Origin of the sequence: Nitrobacter vulgaris, assembly GCF_031453995.1 — a bacterium.
Lineage (GTDB): Bacteria > Pseudomonadota > Alphaproteobacteria > Rhizobiales > Xanthobacteraceae > Nitrobacter > Nitrobacter vulgaris.
The window spans coordinates 1-5,702 of the sequence record NZ_JAVDPZ010000073.1; the positions used below are offsets into that span (position 1 = coordinate 1).

Below are 5,702 nucleotides of genomic sequence, written 5' to 3' on the forward strand. Positions count from 1 at the left end.
CGCATCGATGTCTCAACCGCCATGATCCATGTCGCCATGGCCGGTGTCCTCATCCGCAGAAACGCTCATCCCTGATTTTCCAAACAGGCTCTTAGGAACCCGCAAACCTCAAGTCTAAGGGGCCAAGACCGCTCCTCGCATTATTATTCATTATTTGGCGCTCGGCGGGGCGAGTTTTGCGTCGCAATATATTGTTGCGTCGCACAAGGAAGTCATGGTAAGAGTAGATCAGATGCTGGCCTGATCAGTTCGCAATCAAGCTGAGTTGCAGGACGATCGTTGTTGCAGGTCACACTGCGTTCCCAACTGCAAAGGATGACTGCCATGGCTAAGGCTTTTGAAGTTCCCGAGGAAGTGCGTGCATTCGCCGAAAAGGGTGTTTTGCAGGCGCGCGATAACTACGCGAAGTTCAAGGAAGCCGCGCAAGACGGCAACGGCGCTGTTGAGGCCGTGTTTAACGCTGCAACTAAAGGGGCGCATGCTTATTCCGCTAAGCTGCTCGATTTCGGTCAGGCCAATACCAATGCCAGCTTCGATTTTTTGCAGGCCCTGGTCGGCGCGAAGTCGTTGTCTGATGCGACCGAATTATGGAGTACCCATACCCGCAATCAATTCGGAACGTTCGCGGTCCAGGCCAAGGAATTGACCGAACTGACCCAGAAAATTGCGGCGGAGACTGCCGAGCCAATCAGGACTGGCGCGTCGAAACTGTTTCAGCCGACCGCCTGATAAACACCTGCCCGCGCTAGATCTATCAACCCGAGCCCCTCGGTCCGGGTTTGCTATTTTCAGTGTCGCCTCCGCCGCGATCAGATCCGGCATGTGCCCACTCCCGACTGCCGTTGAACCAAAGCTCGCGATAAGATGCAAAGACCAAAGGATTGCTGTCTGAAACGACTAGGCGGCGCACGATAACGGATCGTTGTGGCCTTGCCAAAGCGGAGCGTTGCACCTAGTTTCCGCCCCGTTCGCATTTGCGTTTTGGGCGCGCGAGCATGATGCAGTTGTAGCTCAGTTGGTTAGAGCGCCTGTCTGTGGAACAGGAGGTCGGTGGTTCGAGCCCACCCAACTGTACCAATTGAAATTACAGTATAATTTCATGATTTTTAGGCTCCGCTGATCCGGTCAAATCGGGATCGGGTAACGATGGGGGTAACAGGAGCGGCTGTAAAACTCAGCGCGTTACCCCTGCGAAAAAAAATTACCAAGCGAAATCGCTCATAGGCATTTTGGGTGCGGACGGGGAGCCGAAAGTGGCTGGCCGCACAACGAATCATGCGCGCGGATTCGCGCGGGCAGGGCGCTCAGCAGACAGGATGTCTCGCACGCCGCAAGGCCACCCGGTGGCGACCACCATCTCGGTCCATTCGGTGAAACATTAAGCAGCGGTGCGGTGCCCGCGTCAGCGAATCTGCTTCGCAATGCGTTCTACCGGCTCAGCCTGATCCAGGCCGGCGCGTGATCGCTGGCGTTGTCTTCGCCTCTAACATCGCCATCCACGCCCGCTTCCACTAAGCGGGAGGCAACGGATGGGCTGAGAAGGAAGTGGTCAAGCCTGAGACCATGATCCTTTTCATAGCGATCTCGCCAGTACGTCCAGAAGGTATAGACCCGCTCGTCGCCGAAGACATCGCGCAGAGCGTCTGTCCAGCCGTTCGCGATGAGCGAGGCAAATGCCTTGCGCGGCGCGGGCTGAACCAGTGCATCCTTAGCCCACGATTTCGTCGGATAGATATCGAGATCGGTAGGCGCAACGTTATAGTCGCCAACCAAGAGGGCTGGATGGCCTTGATTCTGCAACTGGGCCGCATGACGACACAGCCGCGAAAACCATTTCATTTTGTAATCGAACTTCGGTCCTGGATGGGGATTTCCGTTCGGAAGATAAAGACAGGCGATCAGCAGGCCGTCGATTGCGGCTTCGATGTATCTGGCCTGACGGTCAGCGGAATCGCCGGGAAGCCGCCCGGCGGGTAACGATTGGTCGCGATCGGTTCGACAAAATGGCAACGCCATTCCAGGACCTTTGCCCCTCCCATACAGCCGAATAGCCGGCACGTTGGAAATCGCATTCCGGAAAGTCTTTCGCCTCACATTTCAATTCCTGAAGGCAAACGATGTCGGGCTTGCTCTGCTTCAGCCACACCAGAAGATTTGGCAGACGCTTGTTGACGTTATTGATGTTGAAGGCGGCGATCTTCATGCGCGTTCGTCGGCGGGCGCCGCATCCTCTGGAAGCGTACCGTCTGCTAAGGGCCGGCGAGCCATCCGCTAGCGGCCGTTGCCGCACCCTCGCTTCATCACAAGGCGCATCCAAACATTTTTGTCCCTCTGCCGAGGTCGTGGATTACGAGCAGCGCTGCAACCATCGATTAATTAAAGGAGCCACTCAGCCTTGACCTAGATCAAGATCAGGGGTGGGATGTGGAGACGAAGCGGAACGCTAACATCCGATCATTCCAGCAATTCAAACCTCAATGCCCAGGCCCACAGCTTGCTTGCTAAATTGCGCTCGTCGAATTTCATCCCGAGCTCCAATGTGAGCGTGCTGATTTTGACAGCTGCGCAAGCCGAGCCCGGCTCGAAACGAAGTCCCGGACCACTCACCGACTTGAAGACCTTGGATTGTGGTCAGCTTCGGCACCAAAGAAACAGCATCTTCAAAGCGGGCGGCTACTGCTTTCGCACCCCAAGAGGAACAACCTCCTTTGGCAATGCCGGATGCAAGTATCAAAATATTTTCGACGTGCCTCTCTCACATGAGGATCGTCGATTGGTAACCGCGATACAGACGACCGAGCGCGCCAAGCGATCCGCAGTGACGAGTGCAAGTCCGAGCGACAAAGCGGAGGCGCGTTTCATGGCACCGCTAATTGTTCGCGTTTCCGTTGCGGTGGCCGTTTCCTGCCGCCACGCGCGCGCTGCGGGCAAAACCACGACAATAGATTACGTCGGTGATTGGTGTTCGTCGTGGAACGGCAGGTGAGACTGGCTTGTTTATGCGGGCAATGGTTGGAGCGATCTAACAAGCAATCTAGCTACCTCGCGGCCAATTAATCCATCTTGTCTTCCACATCATCGAGCCAACACTTCAGCAACCCTGGGCTCTTCATGTTTTCGAGCGTGATCCATGATCCTTGCACATTCAACAATTCGGTCTTGTTTGCGGTGATCAGTTCCGGCACGAGATCGAGCCACTGCCTTTCTCTTCGCATTATTATGAACTTTTTCTCAGCCTTGCACCCAGCTCGAACCAACTCGCGTGTAAACTCTTGCGAAGGTAACAGCGATTTGGTCGGCTTATATCGCGCCGAATGGTAAGGAAACAATTCGACAACGAAAAATGCGCGCATCAGCGTTGTGAGATCATAGTGCTCGGTTAATCTTCGCGTTTTCTTGCGCCACCAGTCATAACCAGATGTTCCTGAAAACTTGTCGTCGAGATACCAGAAATTTTCTGCCTCAAGAGCAATTGAGCGTCGCTGCATTTCGACAACGTGCTGCGGATGATGATAATCCGTTTGCTGTAAGCCGGGATTGAGGTTGAGAAGCCATATTGGCGCAGCCGGTGATCCGACAAAACGGATCAGGGAAAACGTTAAGATCGATCCTGTACGTTGCATCGGTCGTGGCGTTGAATTTCGCGACCAAATCAGCATCTTCCGGCAGAACGTAGGGTTTCGCCGCAAGCTTTAGCCAAGGATTCGGCATCTCCAATCTCAACATATGGACAATCCTGCTATTCGTGAAGCTTGCGATGCCAGCGGACTTACCTTGAGCTAGGGGCGCGCCGGTTGTACTTGAACATCTCAACCGGCTCCCGAAGTTTCGGCAATCCCTTCGGTCGATCTGGATAAATGAACGCTTAGCCGCGAAGCCAACGCCCCGTCGAAGCGGTCCCAAAATTGAATCGCGTCTAACTGCATCGCGAACTCAAACACGCACCAAGTCCCGTCTCGTTGAAGACGCTCGCCGTCCCGTCAAACGGGATCCTATGGTGCGGATTCCATGAGTCGAACATGGACCTGCGTCGTGAACTGCGCCGCTCTGCCGCTGAGCTAAATCCGCGTAAACGAAGCCGCCGAGCGGAGTATGATCGGTCGACGACTTCGCTAGGGGTGAACCCGGACTAGGGCAATGTCCGGTGAGAAAAAGCGTAGCACCTTGTTTGATGCACGCAACGTTGCATTGGAATTAAGCTTTATATCGGTGTTCCGGGTTAATTCTGGAACCGTCGCAAGAGATCAATCACCATGACCGGATGGAATGGGGCGATGACGATCACTACTGCATACTGAGAGAAACACCGATGGTATGCGCCTTGGCTGCCGTTGCGCCTGGTGTTCGCTTCAACGTCTTTGCAATCTTCGCGACGCCAGCCTTTTGTTTCGCGAGCGCCTTGAGAGTGCGAACGTCGTCTTTCGTCCACTCGCGGCGAATAGTTGTTTTCTTCTTTGGCAAATCGTCATTCCTTCGATCGTAAAGCGCGCGGTTTAGCAGATCGCGCGTTTTGCGCAAGGCAACGGCGAATGTCTCGCGCGAGCTAGTTGGCTAATAAGGAGTTTGATTAAATGGAGCGATGGAGGTCGATCGTCGCAATTTCTCAGCGCGATCTGGCAAGGCCGTGCGTCTGGTCAACCGAGTCGCAGCCGCCATGTTGGGGAAATCTGACGTTGGCGAACGATCGCTTCTGCGAGTGTGAGCGACGATGGTGACGTAGCCTCTTCACTGACCGTTAGTAATCACGGCTGGTTGATTTTAGCGACGCTGGCTCGTTCTTCGAGAACGGAATAGAACCAGAGGGGGAACGAGCATGACGAACGCAGGCCAGAAAGCGAGGTGCCAATTGCTGCGATCAAGAGACGGTCTTGGCGTCACTTCGCATGATCCATGGCTTTCCACTTTCCGTCACGGATCGCCAGCATGACTTGAGCCTGTGGCAAGAGCAGGGGGTTTTGCTTGCTCGCGGCGAGTGCTTCGACTTCGTCCCAATCGATTAGAACGGTTCCGTCGTTCTTCACTTCATAGAGCGCGGTATCGTTGAGCGATTGTGTGACTTTGACAGTCTTGATGGCTTTGGGCTCTTGAGCGGAAGCAGTCACGAAGACCCCAGCGCAGAACATGGATATTAGCAATAGCTGAGTGTTTCTCACGCGATTCAAACTACTAGCGCTTGGGGCGTATGCCGAACAAAAAGCGTGCGCCATTCTCCCGATGACCGAAGAGATAGGCATAACCTCGTTCAGGCATGGCAATTCCTTTTTCTTCAATCATTGCTGCCACGCTGGCCCTACCTTGTTCGATCATCTCGGGAAAGTGACCTTCCAGTTCTCCGTGCGCAACTAGTTGAGCATACCAGTCGCCTTCTAACTTAAAGGCAGCAAGTAGAAAACTTGGTTCGGACCCATGGTGAAGGCGAACCAGTCCCTTGGTTACAAAGAGCGTGACCACCGTCATCTTTCCAGACGGTGCGGCTTCGATGTAAATCACGTCTTTCCAGAATTTGCCAACACGCTGATGCGGTTCTACGGCGAGTTCTGAGGTCGGAAAGTAAAGGTGAAATGCAACCACGGTATCGGGCAGGGAAGGCGACGGCTTATCCCAAAATGAACCGCCCCGGGTTTGCCGGAGGCTCCAACTCTTGAGAGGATGGAGCCACCATGAGTAAGACGACCAACAAGTTTCCGCCTGAGGTCTGCAAC

Annotated in this window: 6 protein-coding genes, 2 tRNA genes and 1 pseudogene; 3 read left to right on the plus strand and 6 right to left on the minus strand. The window is 54.4% G+C overall.

Annotated features, from left to right (window positions below):
• Positions 1 to 324: 324 nt before the first annotated feature.
• Both GGQ85_RS20455 and GGQ85_RS20460 read left to right on the plus strand, forming a co-directional pair.
• Positions 325 to 729, plus strand: coding sequence for a phasin (locus GGQ85_RS20455; RefSeq protein ID WP_309776045.1), 405 nt, complete (start codon positions 325 to 327; stop codon positions 727 to 729).
• Positions 730 to 1,000: 271 nt separating this feature from the next.
• A tRNA-His gene (locus GGQ85_RS20460) sits at positions 1,001 to 1,077 on the plus strand.
• A gap of 351 nt (positions 1,078 to 1,428) precedes the next feature.
• Here GGQ85_RS20460 and xth read toward each other — a convergent pair.
• Positions 1,429 to 2,203 (minus strand): annotated as a pseudogene (gene xth / locus GGQ85_RS20465) (exodeoxyribonuclease III).
• Positions 2,204 to 2,422: 219 nt separating this feature from the next.
• Here xth and GGQ85_RS20470 point away from each other — a divergent pair.
• Entirely contained in the window at positions 2,423 to 2,986 is a 564-nt protein-coding gene (locus tag GGQ85_RS20470) for a YARHG domain-containing protein (protein ID WP_309776046.1), read from the plus strand.
• 67 nt (positions 2,987 to 3,053) lie between these two features.
• Here the strand turns inward: GGQ85_RS20470 and GGQ85_RS20475 are convergent, their stop codons facing one another.
• The 5 genes from GGQ85_RS20475 to GGQ85_RS20495 form a co-directional block, all read right to left on the minus strand.
• The gene (locus tag GGQ85_RS20475) at positions 3,054 to 3,659 is read right to left on the minus strand and encodes a hypothetical protein (RefSeq protein WP_309776047.1); all 606 of its coding nucleotides are present in this window, start codon (positions 3,657 to 3,659) and stop codon (positions 3,054 to 3,056) included.
• A gap of 336 nt (positions 3,660 to 3,995) precedes the next feature.
• A tRNA-Val gene (locus GGQ85_RS20480) sits at positions 3,996 to 4,068 on the minus strand.
• 216 nt (positions 4,069 to 4,284) lie between these two features.
• Complete coding sequence (locus GGQ85_RS20485) at positions 4,285 to 4,461, minus strand: hypothetical protein (protein ID WP_309776048.1); 177 nt, start codon at positions 4,459 to 4,461, stop codon at positions 4,285 to 4,287.
• Between the two features lie 413 nt (positions 4,462 to 4,874).
• A complete protein-coding gene (locus GGQ85_RS20490) occupies positions 4,875 to 5,102 on the minus strand; it encodes a hypothetical protein (protein WP_309776049.1) in 228 nt (75 codons plus the stop codon).
• A gap of 64 nt (positions 5,103 to 5,166) precedes the next feature.
• Positions 5,167 to 5,702 (minus strand): hypothetical protein (locus GGQ85_RS20495; RefSeq protein WP_309776050.1); only part of this gene is annotated, 536 nt, incomplete at its 5' end.

What these genes read in the sequence shown, in the direction of transcription:
- GGQ85_RS20470 (WP_309776046.1), top strand. Translation starts at nt 2,423, where the DNA reads ATGTGGAGACGAAGCGGAACGCTAACATCCGATCATTCCAGCAATTCA.
- GGQ85_RS20475 (WP_309776047.1), bottom strand. Translation starts at nt 3,659, where the DNA reads ATGCTGATTTGGTCGCGAAATTCAACGCCACGACCGATGCAACGTACA.
- GGQ85_RS20455 (WP_309776045.1), top strand. Translation starts at nt 325, where the DNA reads ATGGCTAAGGCTTTTGAAGTTCCCGAGGAAGTGCGTGCATTCGCCGAA.